Annotated in this window: 13 protein-coding genes and 1 pseudogene; 6 read left to right on the top strand and 8 right to left on the bottom strand. The window is 65.4% G+C overall.

The annotated features are described in order from the left end of the window. Position 1: 1 nt before the first annotated feature. Positions 2-1270, bottom strand: coding sequence for a caspase family protein (locus tag AMK58_RS30435; protein ID WP_137165141.1), 1269 nt, complete (start codon positions 1268-1270; stop codon positions 2-4). Between the two features lie 418 nt (positions 1271-1688). Here AMK58_RS30435 and AMK58_RS13430 point away from each other — a divergent pair, with 418 nt between their 5' ends. After that, entirely contained in the window at positions 1689-2075 is a 387-nt protein-coding gene (locus tag AMK58_RS13430; protein ID WP_035683386.1) for a helix-turn-helix domain-containing protein, read from the top strand. A gap of 291 nt (positions 2076-2366) precedes the next feature. After that, positions 2367-2504, top strand: a pseudogene (locus tag AMK58_RS31945) (transposase); the annotation flags it as partial. Positions 2505-2635: 131 nt separating this feature from the next. Here the strand turns inward: AMK58_RS31945 and AMK58_RS13425 are convergent. Further along, positions 2636-3856, bottom strand: a complete 1221-nt coding sequence (locus AMK58_RS13425) for an IS256 family transposase (protein ID WP_059398593.1) — start codon at positions 3854-3856, stop codon at positions 2636-2638. A gap of 240 nt (positions 3857-4096) precedes the next feature. Between AMK58_RS13425 and tnpB (AMK58_RS13420) the strand changes: the two genes are divergently transcribed. Both tnpB (AMK58_RS13420) and tnpC read left to right on the top strand, forming a co-directional pair. Continuing rightward, positions 4097-4444: an IS66 family insertion sequence element accessory protein TnpB gene (gene tnpB, locus AMK58_RS13420; RefSeq protein ID WP_059398988.1), complete on the top strand. Its 348-nt coding sequence runs from the start codon at positions 4097-4099 to the stop codon at positions 4442-4444. Between the two features lie 84 nt (positions 4445-4528). Continuing rightward, entirely contained in the window at positions 4529-6175 is a 1647-nt protein-coding gene (gene tnpC / locus AMK58_RS13415) for an IS66 family transposase (protein ID WP_059398987.1), read from the top strand. Between the two features lie 185 nt (positions 6176-6360). On the opposite strand, the gene AMK58_RS13410 is transcribed toward tnpC, so the two are convergent. Both AMK58_RS13410 and AMK58_RS13405 read right to left on the bottom strand, forming a co-directional pair. Further along, complete coding sequence (locus tag AMK58_RS13410) at positions 6361-7920, bottom strand: hypothetical protein (protein WP_035683817.1); 1560 nt, start codon at positions 7918-7920, stop codon at positions 6361-6363. A gap of 10 nt (positions 7921-7930) precedes the next feature. After that, positions 7931-9466 (bottom strand): magnetosome protein MamC family protein, encoded by a 1536-nt coding sequence (locus tag AMK58_RS13405; protein ID WP_137165140.1) that lies wholly within the window; start codon positions 9464-9466, stop codon positions 7931-7933. Between the two features lie 490 nt (positions 9467-9956). Here AMK58_RS13405 and AMK58_RS13400 point away from each other — a divergent pair, with 490 nt between their 5' ends. Together AMK58_RS13400 and AMK58_RS30425 are read left to right on the top strand one after the other, a co-directional pair. Further along, positions 9957-11060, top strand: coding sequence for a site-specific integrase (locus AMK58_RS13400; protein WP_059398986.1), 1104 nt, complete (start codon positions 9957-9959; stop codon positions 11058-11060). A gap of 549 nt (positions 11061-11609) precedes the next feature. Further along, positions 11610-12059, top strand: coding sequence for a hypothetical protein (locus AMK58_RS30425; RefSeq protein WP_137165139.1), 450 nt, complete (start codon positions 11610-11612; stop codon positions 12057-12059). A 207-nt stretch (positions 12060-12266) separates the two neighbouring features. Here AMK58_RS30425 and AMK58_RS31680 read toward each other — a convergent pair whose 3' ends face one another. The 4 genes from AMK58_RS31680 to tnpA form a co-directional block, all read right to left on the bottom strand. After that, entirely contained in the window at positions 12267-14108 is a 1842-nt protein-coding gene (locus tag AMK58_RS31680; protein ID WP_246203298.1) for a recombinase family protein, read from the bottom strand. Next, complete coding sequence (locus tag AMK58_RS31675; RefSeq protein ID WP_246203299.1) at positions 14041-14358, bottom strand: recombinase family protein; 318 nt, start codon at positions 14356-14358, stop codon at positions 14041-14043. Before AMK58_RS31675 ends, AMK58_RS31680 begins: the two co-directional genes overlap by 68 nt. 474 nt (positions 14359-14832) lie before the next feature. Then, positions 14833-14991: an IS66 family insertion sequence element accessory protein TnpB gene (tnpB, locus tag AMK58_RS13385; RefSeq protein WP_035670722.1), complete on the bottom strand. Its 159-nt coding sequence runs from the start codon at positions 14989-14991 to the stop codon at positions 14833-14835. Beyond that, positions 14988-15386 carry an IS66-like element accessory protein TnpA gene (tnpA, locus tag AMK58_RS13380; RefSeq protein WP_035670709.1) on the bottom strand — a complete coding sequence of 133 codons (399 nt, stop codon included), beginning with the start codon at positions 15384-15386 and terminating at the stop codon, positions 14988-14990. Before tnpA ends, tnpB (AMK58_RS13385) begins: the two co-directional genes overlap by 4 nt. Positions 15387-15519 lie beyond the last annotated feature (133 nt).

Raw genomic sequence — 15519 nt, 5'->3', positions numbered from 1 at the left:
ATCAAAGCTCCCATACTCGCCCCGGACTTTCTTCGTCAGGAAAGCCGGAGGAATTGAAGGCTGGGCAGATACCTGGGGTCCCGACATTTTTAAAGTAGTGGGGCGGTGAGTGTACGTCCTGCACTGAGCCGAAGTAACACCATCCCCCCGGGATCACCTCACCTCGCCAGCTTCTCTCATACGCCTGCAGTGCCTGTGGAGCAGTATGACCCAACGAGCTTGCTCCGTTCGCAGAATGGGTGCAAGTTGATCTGCTCTTCCGCGTCTCCAATCCGCTCACGTAGGGTGTCTTTGAGACAGCGCCACCCCCGCGTTTACGAATGCAAACATCAAGCATCGCTCGTGGTTCCAGGGCGTGAAGAAATTCAACCGACGTACTTGGCATCCTTGACCGTATGCTCTGAAATCTCGGAACCCTTTTCCCCTTAAACAAGGACCGCCACCACGAGAAACGTGCTCTAACTGCGTCTTCCAGCTGCTGAACGTCGACCGAGGACGGGGCCAAAGCCCCACCTTTCGCGGCGTAATACTGAAATGCATCGATGAGTGCTTCGGTCATCAACGCTCCACCTCTGAACCCAAGCTCAGCATTTGGCTTCTGGAACGCCAGTGTCCGATCACCGGGCTCGCTCAGCCGGAAGGCATGGGTCGTATCAACGTATGTCTGAGCCGCTACGCGGAGACCGCAGAGTGGATCGAGCTTGATAACCTTCTTCTCGTCGCCACCGGTCAGTTCACGACACGCATCAATGAACAACATGCAGTTGCTCGGAATTTGCCCACGGCTCATGCTGCTGTAGAGCCGCCCCATGTCAATCACCCGCATGGCATCCGGTTCAGAATCCTCACAGAGGGTCTGAATGCCGACAACATTGGTGCCCGACTCGACATGCGTGATCCCATGACCGATCCAATGTAGGACGCCAAGTGCACCCTCAGTGGCGCAGTCGTTCAGCCACGTCCTGATGGCGGCAGTCACGTTCTCCGAGATGGCCGGAAGCGGCGTGCTCTCCTGAAACGCAAAATTTGGATCGGTCGCAGATACCAATAGCTGAACGGTCCCGAGCTGCCGCCCGATGAGACGGCCATGAGCGTCTGCGTCGATCCAATGCTGTGCCGCGCGGGCAGCACTCTGTTCAATATATTGAAGGGACTGAACTGCAGACGGGACGAATTTGCCCTCCGCGCGTCGGCCGTACACGCCCGCGCAAATGACAAGTACGTGAAGTGGTGGACAGGTTGTTTTCTTTTGAAAAACGTAAGCGGTCATGATGACGCGCGATCCAGTGGCGACGTTCGTGATGCAGTATCGCTTATCGCAAAGTTCCTAAGATAACGCAACCACTAGACGACGATCCCTGGACCAACGGTGGCTGAATGCTTATATACCTTAGCCGCACCCTCCCCCCGGTTCGAGGAGTGGCGTGGGCCCAGGGAATCGCTAACGCGCATTGCGATGCGCGACTAACATCAGCATGGCTACGAATAGCAGCATTTGCAGACGTTGCGCGTAATCCACAAGTTCGGGAGTTTGTTTAGAGCAGAGCTCAGATGATTTAGCTTTTTTGAGAACGCCGCATCGTAGGAGTGCGCCCTCTAGAGCGGATTGCCGGGTATTTGAATCGGGGATTCCCATAGGCGGGCCGGTGTGATTCAAGGTTCAGAGCGCTTGAAGGAGACCGGTCTGGATGGCGAAAGCACTGTCGGTCGATCTTCGTCGGCGCGTGGTGGAGGCGGTTGCGGCTGGAGCCTCTTGCCGGGCGGCAGCTGCGCGCTTCGAGGTCGGGGTTTCCTCGGCGATCCGCTGGGTTGCCCGCGCACGAACGCACGGCGATCTGACCCCGGACAAGCGTGGTGGCAATGTCCGCTCGCATCGGATCGACGAGCATCGGGACCTCATCCTTGGCTGGATCGAGGAGAAGCCCGATCTGACCTTGGCGGAGGTAGCCGAGCGCCTGGACGAGACGGTGGAGTATCGGCCACTGCCCAGCATCGTGTGCCGGTTCTTCCAACGTCACGGCGTGACGCGGAAAAAAAGACAGCGCACGCTGCCGAACAAGATCGAGCGGATATAGCCGACAGCGGCCAAGCCTGGTTCGACGCCCAGACGGACCTGGACCCGGAGCGGCTGGTGTTCATCGATGAATGCGGCACCTCCACCAATATGGCGCGGATGTACGGCCGTGCGCCGCGAGGAGAACGCTGCCGCGCTGCGGTTCCCCATGGGCACTGGAAGACGACGACTTTCGTCGGCGCTCTCCGGTTGTCGGTACGCCTCCAGTGAGGACCGCCTTGGCAAAGTAGGGTCCGGCGTTTGAGGTTTGCGCGGCGCGTCATCGCGCGGACGCAAACGAGTTGCAAACGTCATGGCTTATCAGCGGGTCGAGGTTCTGACGGGAACGGAGCGGCGGCGGAATTACACGCCGGCGGAAAAGGTACGGATGGTCGAGGAGGCGTTCCGCCCCGGCGTGGTGGTGACGGAAGCGGCCCGCCGGCTGGGCGTGCACGAAAGCCTGCTGTATTGCTGGCGGGGGCTGATGAAGGCCACGGGGACCGCCATGGCCGAACCGTCCAGCTTCGTCGCGGTGACCATCACGCGGGACTGTCAGGAATTCCGTGTACGGGCCGGTTGTGATCAGGTGAGCGAGAACCGGTCCTCGAACAGGATGGCGAGCTGGGCTTTCGCCATGCCCCACTCGCGTGGTGGCATCTTCCAGTCTTTGGTGACTTGGTTCAAGACCAGGAACAGCAGCTTCAGCGCGCTGTCGTCGGTCGGGAAGTGGCCGCGGGTGCGCACCGCCCGGCGCAGCTTCGCGTTCAGCGCCTCAATGGCATTCGTGGTGTAGACGATCCGGCGGACGTCGTCAGGGAACGCGAAGAAGGGGATCACCGCCACCCAGTTGCGCCGCCAAGCCAGGGCGATCGCCGGATACTTGGTGCCCCAGGGGCCGGCAGCAAACGCCTCCAGGGCTCGTTCCCCAGCGGCCGCGTCGGTGGCCCGGTAAACCTCCTTCAGCGCCGCCGCGACCGCCCGGCGGTCCTTCCAGGACACGAACTCCAGCGACCCGCGAATGAGGTGGACGATGCAGGTTTGCACCTGGGCCTGCGGAAACACCGCGGTGATCGCCTCGGGAAAGCCCTTCAGGCCATCGACGATGGCGATCAGCACGTCCTCCACCCCGCGGTTCTTCAGCTCGCTCATGACGCGCAGCCAGAACTTGGCGCCCTCGGTCTGCTCGATCCACAGCCCCAGCACCTCCTTGGTGCCGTCGGGCCGCACGCCGAGCGCGACATGGACCGCCTTGTTGCGCACCGTGCCCTCGTCGCGCACCTTGACCCGCAGCGCGTCGAAGAAGACCAGCGGGTAAAGCGGCTCCAGCGGGCGCTCCTGCCAGGCCGCTACCTCCTCCAGCACGGCGTCGGTGACGGCGCTGACCAGGTCGGGCGAGACCTCGATGCCGTACAACTCGCGCAGATGTCCCTGGATCTCCCGCACGCTCATGCCGCGGGCGTACATGGAGATGATCTTCTCGTCGAAGCCCGGGAAGCGGCGCTGGTACTTGGCGATGAGCTGCGGGTCGAAGGTGCCGAGCCGGTCGCGCGGCACCTCCAGGGCGATCTTGCCGGTGTCAGTGAGCACCGTCTTGCGCCCATAGCCGTTGCGGCTGTTGGACCGCCCGTCCGGCTCACCGCTCTCCAGGTGATGGTCGATCTCGGCGTTCAGCGCCCGCTCGGCGAGCGCCTTCTTCAGCTCATCGAGCAGGCCATCCTTGGCGAAGGCACTCTTCGGATCGGCGCCGGCGAGCAATTGGTCAAGCAGCGCATCCGGAATGCTGGGGTGTTTGCGTCGTGCCATGCGGGGCCTCCTTCGGTCCCGAAGTTATGGCCCGTACACGAAATTTCAGACAGTCCCCATCACGCCGGAGCCGACCGTAACGGAGCCGCCGGTCGCGGAGCCCCCTGGACCATTGCCTCCTCCGGTGCCGCAGGCCACGAGCCCGGCGATCCTTGAGGTCCTCCTGCCCAGCGGGGCACGCCTGCGTCTGGAAGGGCCGGTCGGCCCGGCCCTGGCGGCGGCCGTCATTGGTGCCCTGGCATGATCCCGGTGCCGAGCGGGGTGCGGGTGTGGCTGGCCACCGGGCACACCGACATGCGCAAGGGCTGGGCGAGTTTGGCGTTGCTGGTGCAGGAACGCCTTGCCCAAGACCCGCACAGCGGCCATCTCTTCCTCTTCCGCGGGCGCCGCGGCGACAAGATCAAGATTCTCTACTACGACACCAACGGCCTGTGCCTGTTCGCCAAGCGCCTTCAGCGCGGCCGGTTCGTCTGGCCGGTGTCGCGCGAGGGCGTGGTGACGCTAACCCCGGCGGAGCTGGCGATGCTCGTGGAAGGGCTGGACTGGCGCGCGGCGGAACGGACCTGGAAACCCGACTTGGCCGGCTGAGCCGCAGCGGGCCGGGCGCGACACGGTGACTCAGCCGCCCTCGGGCCGGTCGTCGGGATCCCGGTGTCCTGGTAAAATCGCGCCATGGTTTCCGATCCCGCCCAGCTTCTGGCCGACAACGCGGCGTTGCGTCAGCTCGTTGCCGAGCAGGCGGCCCGGCTGCATGCCCAGGAGGCGGCGTTGCGCGCCAAGGATGCGGCGCTCGGCGCGGCGCTGGAGGGCATCAAGAGCAAGGCGCTGGAGATCGAGAAGCTGAAGCTTCAGCTCGCCCGGCTGCGCCGCATGCACTTCGGCCAGTCCTCGGAAAAGCTGGGCCGAACCATCGCTCAGTTGGAACTGGCGCTGGAGGACTTGGAAGCCGCCGAAGGCGAGCAGGCCGCCATCGTCACGCAGCCCGACGCGCCGCCGGTGGACGCCGACACCAAGCGCCGGCCCAGGCGCATGCTGCCGCCCGAGCATCTGCCGCGCGAGGAACGGGTGCACGAGCCCGCCGGCGGGACCTGCACCTGCGCGCAGTGCGGCGGCGCGCTGCGCCGGCTGGGCGAGGACCGCGCCCGGCAGTTGGAATACGTGCCGGCGCACTTCAAGGTGGTCGAGCACGTCCGCCCGAAGTTCTCGTGCCGGCGCTGCGAGGCGATCACCCAGGTACCGGCGTCGCTGCCGATCGAGCGTGGCCTGTTCGGGCCGGGGCTGCTGGCCCACCTGCTGGTGAGCAAATTCGACGATCATCTGCCGCTGTACCGTCAGGCGGAGATCTTCACCCGCCTGGGCCTGGAGTTGAGCCGCTCCACCCTGGCCGATCAGGTCGGCCACGCGGCTCGGCTGCTGCGCCCGCTGATCCAGGCGATCGAAACCAGCGTCATCGGTTCCGCCAAGCTGCACGCCGACGACACGCCGGTCCCGGTGCTGAGCCCGGGGGCCGGGCGGACCAAGACCGGCTACCTGTGGGTCTACCTGCGCGATGATCGCCCCTGGAACGGCCCGTCACCTCCGGCGGCGCTGTACCGCTACAGCCCCGGGCGCGGCGGCGAGCATCCGTGCGGCCACCTGAAGGATTTCCAAGGGGCGCTGCAAGCCGACGGCTATGCCGGGTTCAACGGCCTGTACGAACCGGGGCCCGACGGGCGGGCCCGGATCATCGAAATTGGCTGCATGGCCCATGGCCGTCGCAAGTTCCACGACGTGGCGGTTTCGGCCAAGGGCAAGGCGCCGATCGCGGCGGAGGCTTTGCGGCGGATCGGCGAGCTGTATGCGGTGGAGGCCAGGATCGCCGGCCAGGACGCCGATGAGCGCCGGCGCGTGCGTCAGGCCGAGGCCGCCCCGAAAATGGCCGCGTTGAAGGCCTGGCTGGAGGAGACGCTGGGCCGGCTTGACGGCAAGTCGGACACCGCCAAGGCGGTGCGCTACATGCTCAACCGCTGGACGGCGCTGACCCGTTACCTGGACGATGGCCGACTGGAGATCGACAACAACGCCGCCGAACGGGCGTTGCGCGCTGTCGTGCTGGGGCGGAAGAACTGGCTGTTCGCCGGAGCCGACGTCGGGGGCGAACGGGCCGCGGCGATGTACACGCTCATCGAAACGGCCAAGCTCAACGGGCTCGACCCCGAGGCGTACCTGCGCGATGTGATCGCCCGCATCGCCGATCACAAGATCAGCCGCATCGACGAACTGCTGCCCTGGAACTGGATCAAGGCCGACGGCGTCACCGGAAACGCCGACGCCGCGTAGCTCGGCGGACGCTTACGGAAATCAACGGGCGCCCCAGGAAGTGCCTCGGAGGGAAATCACCCGAGGAGGTCTACGACGAGATGCTCGCCGAGCAAGCCGCCGCCGAGATCGCCAGCCAATCCGCCGGTGTTGCGCTTGTTCATTGAGACCGCCCTCTAAGGTCCGCGTTGCCAAGGGCACGACGGTCAGCCTGCCTCCAGCCGCGCGACGAGGTCAACAATCATCCGCACAACGTACTTGGCGGAAAGCTTGCACCCCAGTGGCAAGAAGTATTTGCTCTGACCGAAACAGACCTTATCATTTTTCGCGGCTATAGAATGCTTGCTGGAAATCAGATCTCCCCAACTCATAAACCTTCGGTTCGTCGGAGCATCAGGGTTGACCCAATATATTCCGTTATCGCAAATCGCCATACCTTCTTCGCATCCACCAAAGAACGTCGTGTCAATCAAGCCGAGAACCTTGACATAGCGATCAATGTGAAAGCATTTCCTTGCCACTCTCTCCTTTTCGGCAGGAATTTTGGCACCAACGTAAAAATCACCGTCCTGATATTCCAAAAGGCATTTGGTGATGAGCTGCCGGTACCGCTGCGATTGCGAGGCATGATCCCGATCCCGGTATGGCAGCACGTCGACTTGATTGTTGTGTCGCAGAGTCGGCTGGACCGCCTCCTCCCCATCGGCCGCGGGCGCGCCCTGCTCCGCCGTCACCCGCGCCTTGGGGCTGGCCTTGCCAGCAGTTTCCCCGGCCAGGGCCAGCCGTCGCGCCAGACTCCAACAGCCCAGCAGTTCCACCGCGAGGTGTTGCAGGGGGATCGACGACGAGGTGTTGACTCCATGCTCCGCCACAAAATCGTGCAGGATCATCTTCATGGCGTCGGCATGGCTAACCTCCAGCCGTTTTTGCAGGGCCCGGATGACGCGCGAGCTGACGGTGTAGTTGTTCTTCACCTGGTAGAGCGCGCCAAAGGCCGGAGCCGCAATGGCGTCGAGCACGAAGCCGCTGTCGATGCGCTGCTCGCGGTCGATCTCGGTCAGCGCGGCGAAAGTATCGAAGCCATGCCCCTCAATTTCGTCGATCAGCCCATTGACGAGATCGTTCAGCGTCCACGCCTGCTTGGGGTTCAGTCCGACGTCGCGAAGCGCCTTCTGAAGGTACTTCAGCTCGTCCGCGTTCCAGGACTCACCTTTCAGCGTGTGGAAATCACCGACCACCCGAAGCAGCCGCAAGCAGGGGGCGTATTTTTCGTCGTACTCCCGGGTTTCGATGGTCAGCAGCCAGCGGTGGATGTTGCTGGCGACCTCGATCTGGTCCACCCGGCTCTCCAGCGCGACAAAACGGTCGTAGACCCGTTCGGCCAGTCGGGTGATCTCGCTGCGCGTCTCGTTTTGCTGGACGGACAGGGTCAGCAGATTGTTCTTCACCGTGATGACCGAATGGGCCATCAGCAGGTCGCGCTCCTGCAGCAGGTTGATGTAGCGCCAAGCGTGCTTCTGCATCTCGATGAGGTCATGCGCGTTGGCCCGCTCCACCTCTCCGCTCTTGCCGGACAGCGTGGACCAACAGCGGCGGAAGAACCCTTGGGAGGCGTAGTCGCTCAACCGATCCTCCACGCAAGCCAGCAGCCGGGAGGCATCGAGCGCCATTTGCTCGCAGTGGGTCTGCCGTTCCCGCGCCCAGGCCAGCTTGGGCTCCAGAACCTCGTCGATGCGCTGCAGCTCGGTGGCGGCAAAGTCGAACATGTCGTCTTCCTCAGATGCGGTCGATGGCCGCGGCCATCGCGGCGCCCTTGCCGGCTCCGTCGGCCAGGGACGACCGGATCGCGGTGTCGAGTTCTGCGTCCACGGTCAGGAACGCGGTGAAATGGACCTGCCCGTGGAAAATTCCCTGCGAGACCTCTTCCAGAAGCAGCGCCGACTCGCGCAAATCCCTGGTGTTGCTCACCAACTCCCGGTAGGGAGCCTCGATCCCGACCTCCATGGCGAAGCTCATCGCTGCGCCGGCGACGAGCGCCCCGGCGAGAGCGCCGACGACCGGTGCCAACGCGACCGACGTGCCAAGCGCCGGCATCGCCGCCATCCCCAGCGTGCTCCCCATCACGCCGGCCGACGTGGTGAGCAGCCCTTTGCCCTGTCGTTCCTCGAACTCGGCCGCGGTGATGTCGCCCTTGGCGAGAAGGACAAGGTCCTTGGCCGCGTCGACCGCGCAAACGACGCCGGCCGATATGGCGTTGCTGCGCAGCATGGTCCCCAGGCTCTGCCGGGCGAGCGTGGTGACGACGGTCTGACTGCTCAGGCGGGTGATGATGCTGTGCGTTCCGGTAACCAAGCCCGCCTTGATCGCGCTGTCGGCCGCGGCGGCGCCCGTCTCCGCGACGATCTTGATGGTGGCCTCCTGCGGCGAAAGCTTGCCCTTGCGGACTTGGTCCAGGTAGCGGACGGTGTTGACCGTGCCGGCGACCACCGCCGCCATCGCCGCCGCCCCCGCCGCAGCGCGGCCCATCTGCTGGATGGTCGAGTCGGTCTTGTACGCTGAGCGGATCGCGTCGAGCTTGGACGTGTCGTTGTCGCCAAGCGCGTTCGCTTCGGCTTTCGTCAGGTCCTTGGACGAAACCCCGTCGTGTTCCAGCCGGCCCGACGTCTTGTCCGCGGTCTGGCGGTAGGCTTCCGCCTTCGCCCGATGCCCGCGGGTTACGAGTTGGTCGGCGTCGGCCGGGCTGGCCGCTGCGGCCTTGCCCTCGTGCTTGGCCGCCTGTTCACGTGCATGCTTCGCGACCGCCTCCACCTGATCGGCCGGCGACAGCGCGACATCGGCTCCCTCGTACTTCGGTTTCAAGGTGGCGGTGTCGAGGGCGGCGTGCTTGTTCGCCGTGGTGGCGGCATCCCCCATGTATTTGGACTGCACCCGGACTTCGATCTGGCCGTCGCGCGCGATGACGATGTCGGAAACCCGATCGTTGTTCCCGATCAGATGGTTGTCCATGCCGGTTTCGGCGCGGAGCGCCTTTCCCTTCAGGATGCTATCCATGTTGAAGGTCGTCGCGTGGTATTCCTCCGCGACGAAGCCGCCGCGATGCGCCGCCGTCGTCTGGTGACTTAGGAACTGCTCGATGTTCGCGTTGGAGCGGCCGATCTCCTCGATCAGCGCGGCCATCTGTTCTTTCGCCTGGTGTGGAAAGACGGGGTTAAGCGGGGCCGCATTGCGGATCGCCCGCTCATACTTCTCTTCTATGGACGCGTCTCTCGGCATTGCGCTCTCCCGCTCGGAGCCTAGGCCACTGCCCTTCACTTTGTATTAGCTCAATCGGGAATCATAGCGTCACAGGGTTGTACCGTCTACACAGACGCCATCGGAAATAATCACGGCCCAACCGGCCAGGGCGTCCCGATCGAGCAACGGCGCCGGGCCAAACGGTCTGCGGCCTTCGTTCCAGAAGGGTGTCGCGCCACGCAAGGACGGCGCCGATGGGTCGCTGCGATTCGCCGGCCACGCCGATCATCATCTTGCGCCCGGCCTCGGTGCGCTTGGCGGCACTGATCTCGCCTTCGGGACAGCCCTCGCCCGAGCCCAGCGCCCGCGGGTGCCGAGCGACGGGGAAAGCCGCCCTGCCGAGGCTTGCGCCGGTCCATCGATCGCGGAAACAAGCCGCGGCGCCCCAGAATGGTTCGCGCTTCCGGGGTAGAAAGCTAGTGAGCGGCCCTTTCTCTTCCGTGTCCGCCGTGTCGGGCCACATCGCCGCCCCGGGGGCGCCGCGCCCCGGCTCCGGCCGGCGCGGCGATTGCGTGCGCTAAGGGCGGTTAGCGCACGCAATCGCCCTGGACGGGCCCCGCGGCCTGGGCGCATCCTGCTCGCCCCGACCGCCGCCGTCCCCGTACCCCGCCCCCCCGCCGCCGCTCCGCCCGCGCCCGCCACCCCGGCCGGCCTCCCGGCCGCCCCGCCGGTCCCCCTCGCCGCCGACGGCCTGCCCGACGCCGCGGCGCTCGGCGCCAAGGCGCGCGCCTACGCCGCCCGCGCCCCGGCCACGCTGCGCGCCTACCGCGCCGCCTGGGCCGCCTACACGCGCTGGTGCGGCTGGCTCGGTGTCGACCCGCTCGGCGGCGACCCGTACGTGATCGGTATGTACCTGGCGCACTGCGCCGACCGCCTGAAGCTCGCCTCGATCCGCCTGCAGCTCGCCGCCCTCGCCGAGGCGCACCGCCGCGCCGGCCGCCCGTTCGACCGCCGCCACCCCGACATCGCGCGCGTGCTCGACGGCATCGCCGGCACGCTGGGCAGCGCTCCGCGCCAGGTCGCCCCGGTGCACGGCGACGCCCTGCGCGCCATGCTCGCCGCGCTGCCGGCCGGCGCCGTCGGCGTGCGCGACCGCGCCCTGCTGCTCGTCGGCTTCGGCGCCGCGCTGCGCCGCTCCGAGCTGGTCGGCCTCGACCTTGAGGATGTCCAGATCAGCGCCGAGGGCGTGCGGGTGCGGCTGCGCCGCTCGAAGACCGACCCGACCGGCGCGGGGGCGGTGGTGGCGATCCGCCGCGGCCGCAGCGCCGAGACCTGCGCCGCGGCGGCGCTGGAGGCGTGGCTGCGCCTGCGCGGCGGCGCGCCGGGGCCGCTGTTCCAGGCGGTGGTCAAGGGCGGCCGGGTGCGCCCGCAGCGCCTGTCGGCGATGGCCGTGGTGCGCGCGGTGAAGGGCGCCGCCGCCCGCGCCGGCCTCGACCCGGCCACGGTGTCCGGCCACTCGCTGCGCGCCGGCCTGGCCACCGCCGCCGCGCAGGCCGGCGCCCCGCTGCTCGCCATCATGGCGCAGACCCGGCACCGCTCGGTCCAGGTCGCCCGCGGCTACGTGCGCGACGCCGAGCTGTGGCGCGACAACGTCACCGACCAGTTGCTATGAATGACGCACCGAGCAAAGACGCAGCTGAACAGCTGAGCAAGTGAGGTCGGCCGCTCCGTCACCGCGCCGAACACAGGGAGTTTTCCATGTTCAAGCGAGTTTTCCCATATCGCCGGCGAGAATTCTCATTTTACCTTCTTGGCCGGGGAAGCCCAATTTAAATAGGTAGAGGCTGCCGGCCAACCAACCCGAGTCGCTGACCGACTAGGTGCGTCCGCGGATGGAAGAAGACCTGGACCGTCCAGGCTCCATCGCTTTGTTCGACCGGCAGGACCATTCCTCCGTCCCCACCTGCTTTCACGGGGGCAATGCGTGGGTGGCGGTCAAGGACGGCCATAGGCCACCGCGATAGCGGCGCGAAGCGTCCTTGAGGGCCTTCCACCCATTGCCAAACTTGGCGCGGTCGGTTTTGGTGCTGTTACACCGCAGTCTTTGTAGCCAGTGCACGGTATACGCGGATGAGCCGCGTAACGGTATCCATACTTTGGTTGAAACGAGTAGCGCCGTTCGGATATAGTGGAGATGCTCCTCCACCTTTGGCGGTGTCCCATGGCTAATAATATATCTGAATATGTCGCTCAGGTAGTGGATCTCCCGGAACAGGATGTGTTCCGCATGATTGGAGATGTATCGCAACGCTCGGTGAATGCGACCGGAGTGGCGGGAGAATTGTCGATTGAACCTCCGCCTCAGAGCATGGGAATCGACGATGAATTGGAGGAGCTTGGAAAGCGCATCTGCAATCGCTGGAATCGGGAGCTGTTTGCGTTGGTATGTGGCAGTCGGGAAGAGGATCAAAAAGATCGAGCTCTCATCCTGAGCCAATTTGGTATTGATCGAGATGTGGCGGTGGCGGCAATTGCTACCCTACTTGTCTCGTCTTTTGGCGTGATACCGGCGGTGGCGACTCTGGTGGCGACCATGTTCTTGAAGCGGCTTGCTAACCCAACTAAAGAGGAAGTGTGCAAGTTTTGGAGCGAGCGGCTGCCAAAAGAGTGATCGTGAGCCAACCCTCCGGCGCGGAACGGCGGAATTGGTCGCTGCAGAAGAGATCGGATTGGACCGGTTCGCTTTGATTGTATCAGTCAAGTTTCCATTCGTGTTTCCGTCTGGAAAAGCAATCTTTTGGCGAAAGGGGTGCGCGACCGCAAGGTCGCGCATTTGATGTTAAGCGCCCGAAGCGCGTGACATAGTGCATCCCTCCTTTCAGAGTCCCGGCAACCGCATCATCTCATCTCTATGATAATCAACGAGGTTTTTCGGCCGCCGCGCCTTTATCTCGTTCACGCCCGTTCGTACGGCATCCGTGTCCAGGGCGGCGATTGGGATGTGCCAAGGGGCTGAGGGGACAAGCTGCGTTGCCGGCAGGACCCCACGCTGGATGAGGCGGAGCACGGATGGGATGGAGAGACCGAGCCGCTTCGCTGCCTTGTCGGCCGTCATCGTCTCGGGCCGGGGCACGGTCGGGTCGAAGTCGGGAATGGACAATCGCTCCCGCAACAGCCGAACCGCCATTGCCGTCCAGGTCTCTCCGGTTTCGGTCCGGCACTTTATGCGGTTCAGCGTCATCGAGATTTCGCGGTCCGGCCAATGGCCGCCAAGTTTTTTTACCACCTCCACCGCTCCTGGATTGCCGCCCTCCTGCCGACGGCCGGTTCTGGCCCGTGGCACGCGCAGTTCGGTATGCCTCCCCCCAACCCAATGGATCAGAATGATGGCCTCGTGCGCCGCGTCGTCGAGGTCGATCACCACCTCCTCCACGAGCAGCCGGGTCAGACGCTGCCGGGTTCGTGCATCCGCTGTCGGTGCATTCCAGGCGGCCGACAGATCATGAGCCAGTTCCAGAAGAGCCGTCCTGTCCACCCTTGGGCGCGCCGCGGCGCGCGCCTCAGTCTCAGCGATCCGGCGTTCGATCTGCGCTACCCGTTCCAGAGCCGTGTTCCACCGCGCTTCCAGCTCTCTAACAACATGGCGCTTTTCCGGCTCCACGAGGTCATACCGGCGAGCGGCCAGCGAGGCGTCGTAGCGGGCCGCCTCCAGTTCGCGCTCCAATGCCGCTCGCTCTTCCATTCCCACCGCAGCCGCTTGGTCGGCGGCAAGCAGGGCCGCCTCCACCGCACGGGGAGAGACGGCTTCCAGCATTTGGGCCACGACCGCCCGATCAACGCGGACACCGCCGATGCCGACACACAGACCGACACCGACATGGGCGTCGTCGCCCCGGCACTGGTAGCGGTGCGCATGTCCAGACTGCATGCCGTAGAACACCCTCATCTTGCGGCCGCAGCGCCCGCACCGAACCAGCCCCGTCAACAGAGCCCGGCCACCCCGGCCAGCCTTGCGGGCGGCACGCTTCTGCATGTGGGCGTTTTCCTCCAGCATGCGCTGATGGTCCTCGAACTCGGCCCAGGTGATGTAGCCCTCGTGGTTGTCGCGCAGCAGGGTATTCCACTCGGTGCGCTCCCGCTTATGCCCGCTCGTCTTGCGGGCCCGTCCCTCGACGACCCGCGTCCGGTTGCCCCGCCGGCCGAACACATAGGCGCCGGCATAGATCGGGTTCTGCAGGACCTGGATCACCGTGTGGTAGGCCGGCGGCTGCCAGAGGATCTTGCAGGCGGTGAGATTGCGCCGCACGACAGGGAGCGACAGTTCGGTGGCGCACGCCCAGAGAAACACTTGGCGGGCGCTGCCCAGTTCGCGGAACTTGCTGAACAGCATGCGGATGGCGCCGGCAACGCGCTCGTCAGGATCGATTTCGATCCGTCCGGCCTCGCTCCAGCAGTAGCCGGGCGGCAGCGTGAACCGCAGTTCGCCTCTGCGGGCTTTGCCATCCCGGGCTTCGATGCCGCGTTGGCGCAGCAGGCTGAATTCGTACTCCGACATCGTTCCCTTCAGGCCGAGCAGAAGGCGGTCGTTCAGCAGCCTTGGATCATAGACACCGTCGGGATCGACGACCAGCGCCCCGGCCAGGGCGCAGAGGTCAATGAGGTGGTGCCAATCCCGGCCATTGCGGGCCAGCCGCGAAGCCTCGATGCAAATAGACCGCACCGACGGTGCCGGCGCAGACCGCCGCCACCAGCTTCTGGAATCCGGGGCGGGATTCGAAGCCGGACCCGGAGCGGCCAAGGTCCTCGTCGATGATCATGACATCGACAAACCCCGCCGTGCGGGCGGCGTCGGCCAAGGCATACTGCCGCTGGCGGCTTTCCGTATGATTGATCAGCTGGCCGGGTGTGGACTGGCGGACATAGATCGCGGCACCGCGGCCAAGGTGATCAGCGGTGATCTTGGGGCTCATGGCCGCCCTCCTTTTTCTCCGTGCCCAGCCGGGCTCCGACGGCTTCCAGGAGGAGGTCCGCCAGGACCTGCACGACCTCGTCCGGAACCACGAGACCCGGGAGCGGAACCGTAAGGGCAAGCGAGAGCTGGGATGTCGGCCGCGGTCGTTTGGTCATCGGCAACCTCCTCCGTGGGTGAGTTGTCCGATGCTGCGCGATCGCTGGCCGAGCGCCGTAAATCCGAGAGAACTGCCGCCAATGCGCCAAAGGCAATGATTGTGGCCTGCGGCGGCCCCAAGGCCGCCATATCAAGGCAGTACGCCGCATCGCACATCCAGGCCGGCAATTCCCGCGCCGTTCCGGGGCGCTCTTCGAGCCACAAGACAGGGTGGCCCCCACGTACTGTCCGGTTCACGACCCGCAGCGTCTTCCCGTACAGCGGGTGCCACGGGTACTCAACCCGCGCCGACTCGAAACTGTATGCTGAATAACGCTCAGTCCGCTCGGCGGCCCCGGAACAGGAAGAGATGGCCGGAGTAGGGATCCTTCTTGAGAACCTCCTGGACCAACAGGGCGAGGCCGTCGAAGCCCTTGCGCATGTCGGTGGCGCCCATCGCCAGGTAGATCCGCACGCCGGCGGGGACCGGGATCATCGACGCTCCAGAACGGCGAGGACCCGACGCAGGGCGCCCGCATCGACATGGCGATCGACGCGCAGGCAATGGCCACTGGGCAGCACGATCTCGATGATGCCGGTTCCGGCGGGCGGAAGGGGCGCCATCTTGTCGTTCGGGATGGACGGCGGGGCGTCGGCGATCCGCACGGGCACGAAGTTCACCGCTGGTTCGGGCGACGGGCTCGCCTGCCCCTCCTCGATCTGCCGGCGCCAGCGGTACAGCAGGCTGACGTTGAGGCCGTGCCGGCGGGCCACCTCGGAGGCCACCACGCCGGGCCGGAACGCTTCCGCCACCAAGCCCGCCTTGTCCGCGGCGCTATAAACGCGGCGCTTCTCCGATCCCGTGATCACCTCAACGCGCTGGTAAGTCATAAGTATAGCCATGAGGCTGGACATAGGACCAAGCCGCGGCCATCCGCCGCTCCGCCTCCGATAACAAGTCGTCCGCCTTGGGACCGACGGCGGTGGGACGCGGGTTGGCCCGCGCGGCCGTCACCCGCGCGGC

The sequence above is a fragment of the Azospirillum brasilense genome (genome assembly GCF_001315015.1).
Taxonomy (GTDB): domain Bacteria; phylum Pseudomonadota; class Alphaproteobacteria; order Azospirillales; family Azospirillaceae; genus Azospirillum; species Azospirillum brasilense.
The sequence above is the reverse complement of the archived record's forward strand: the minus strand, read 5'-3'. Positions and strand labels throughout refer to the sequence as shown.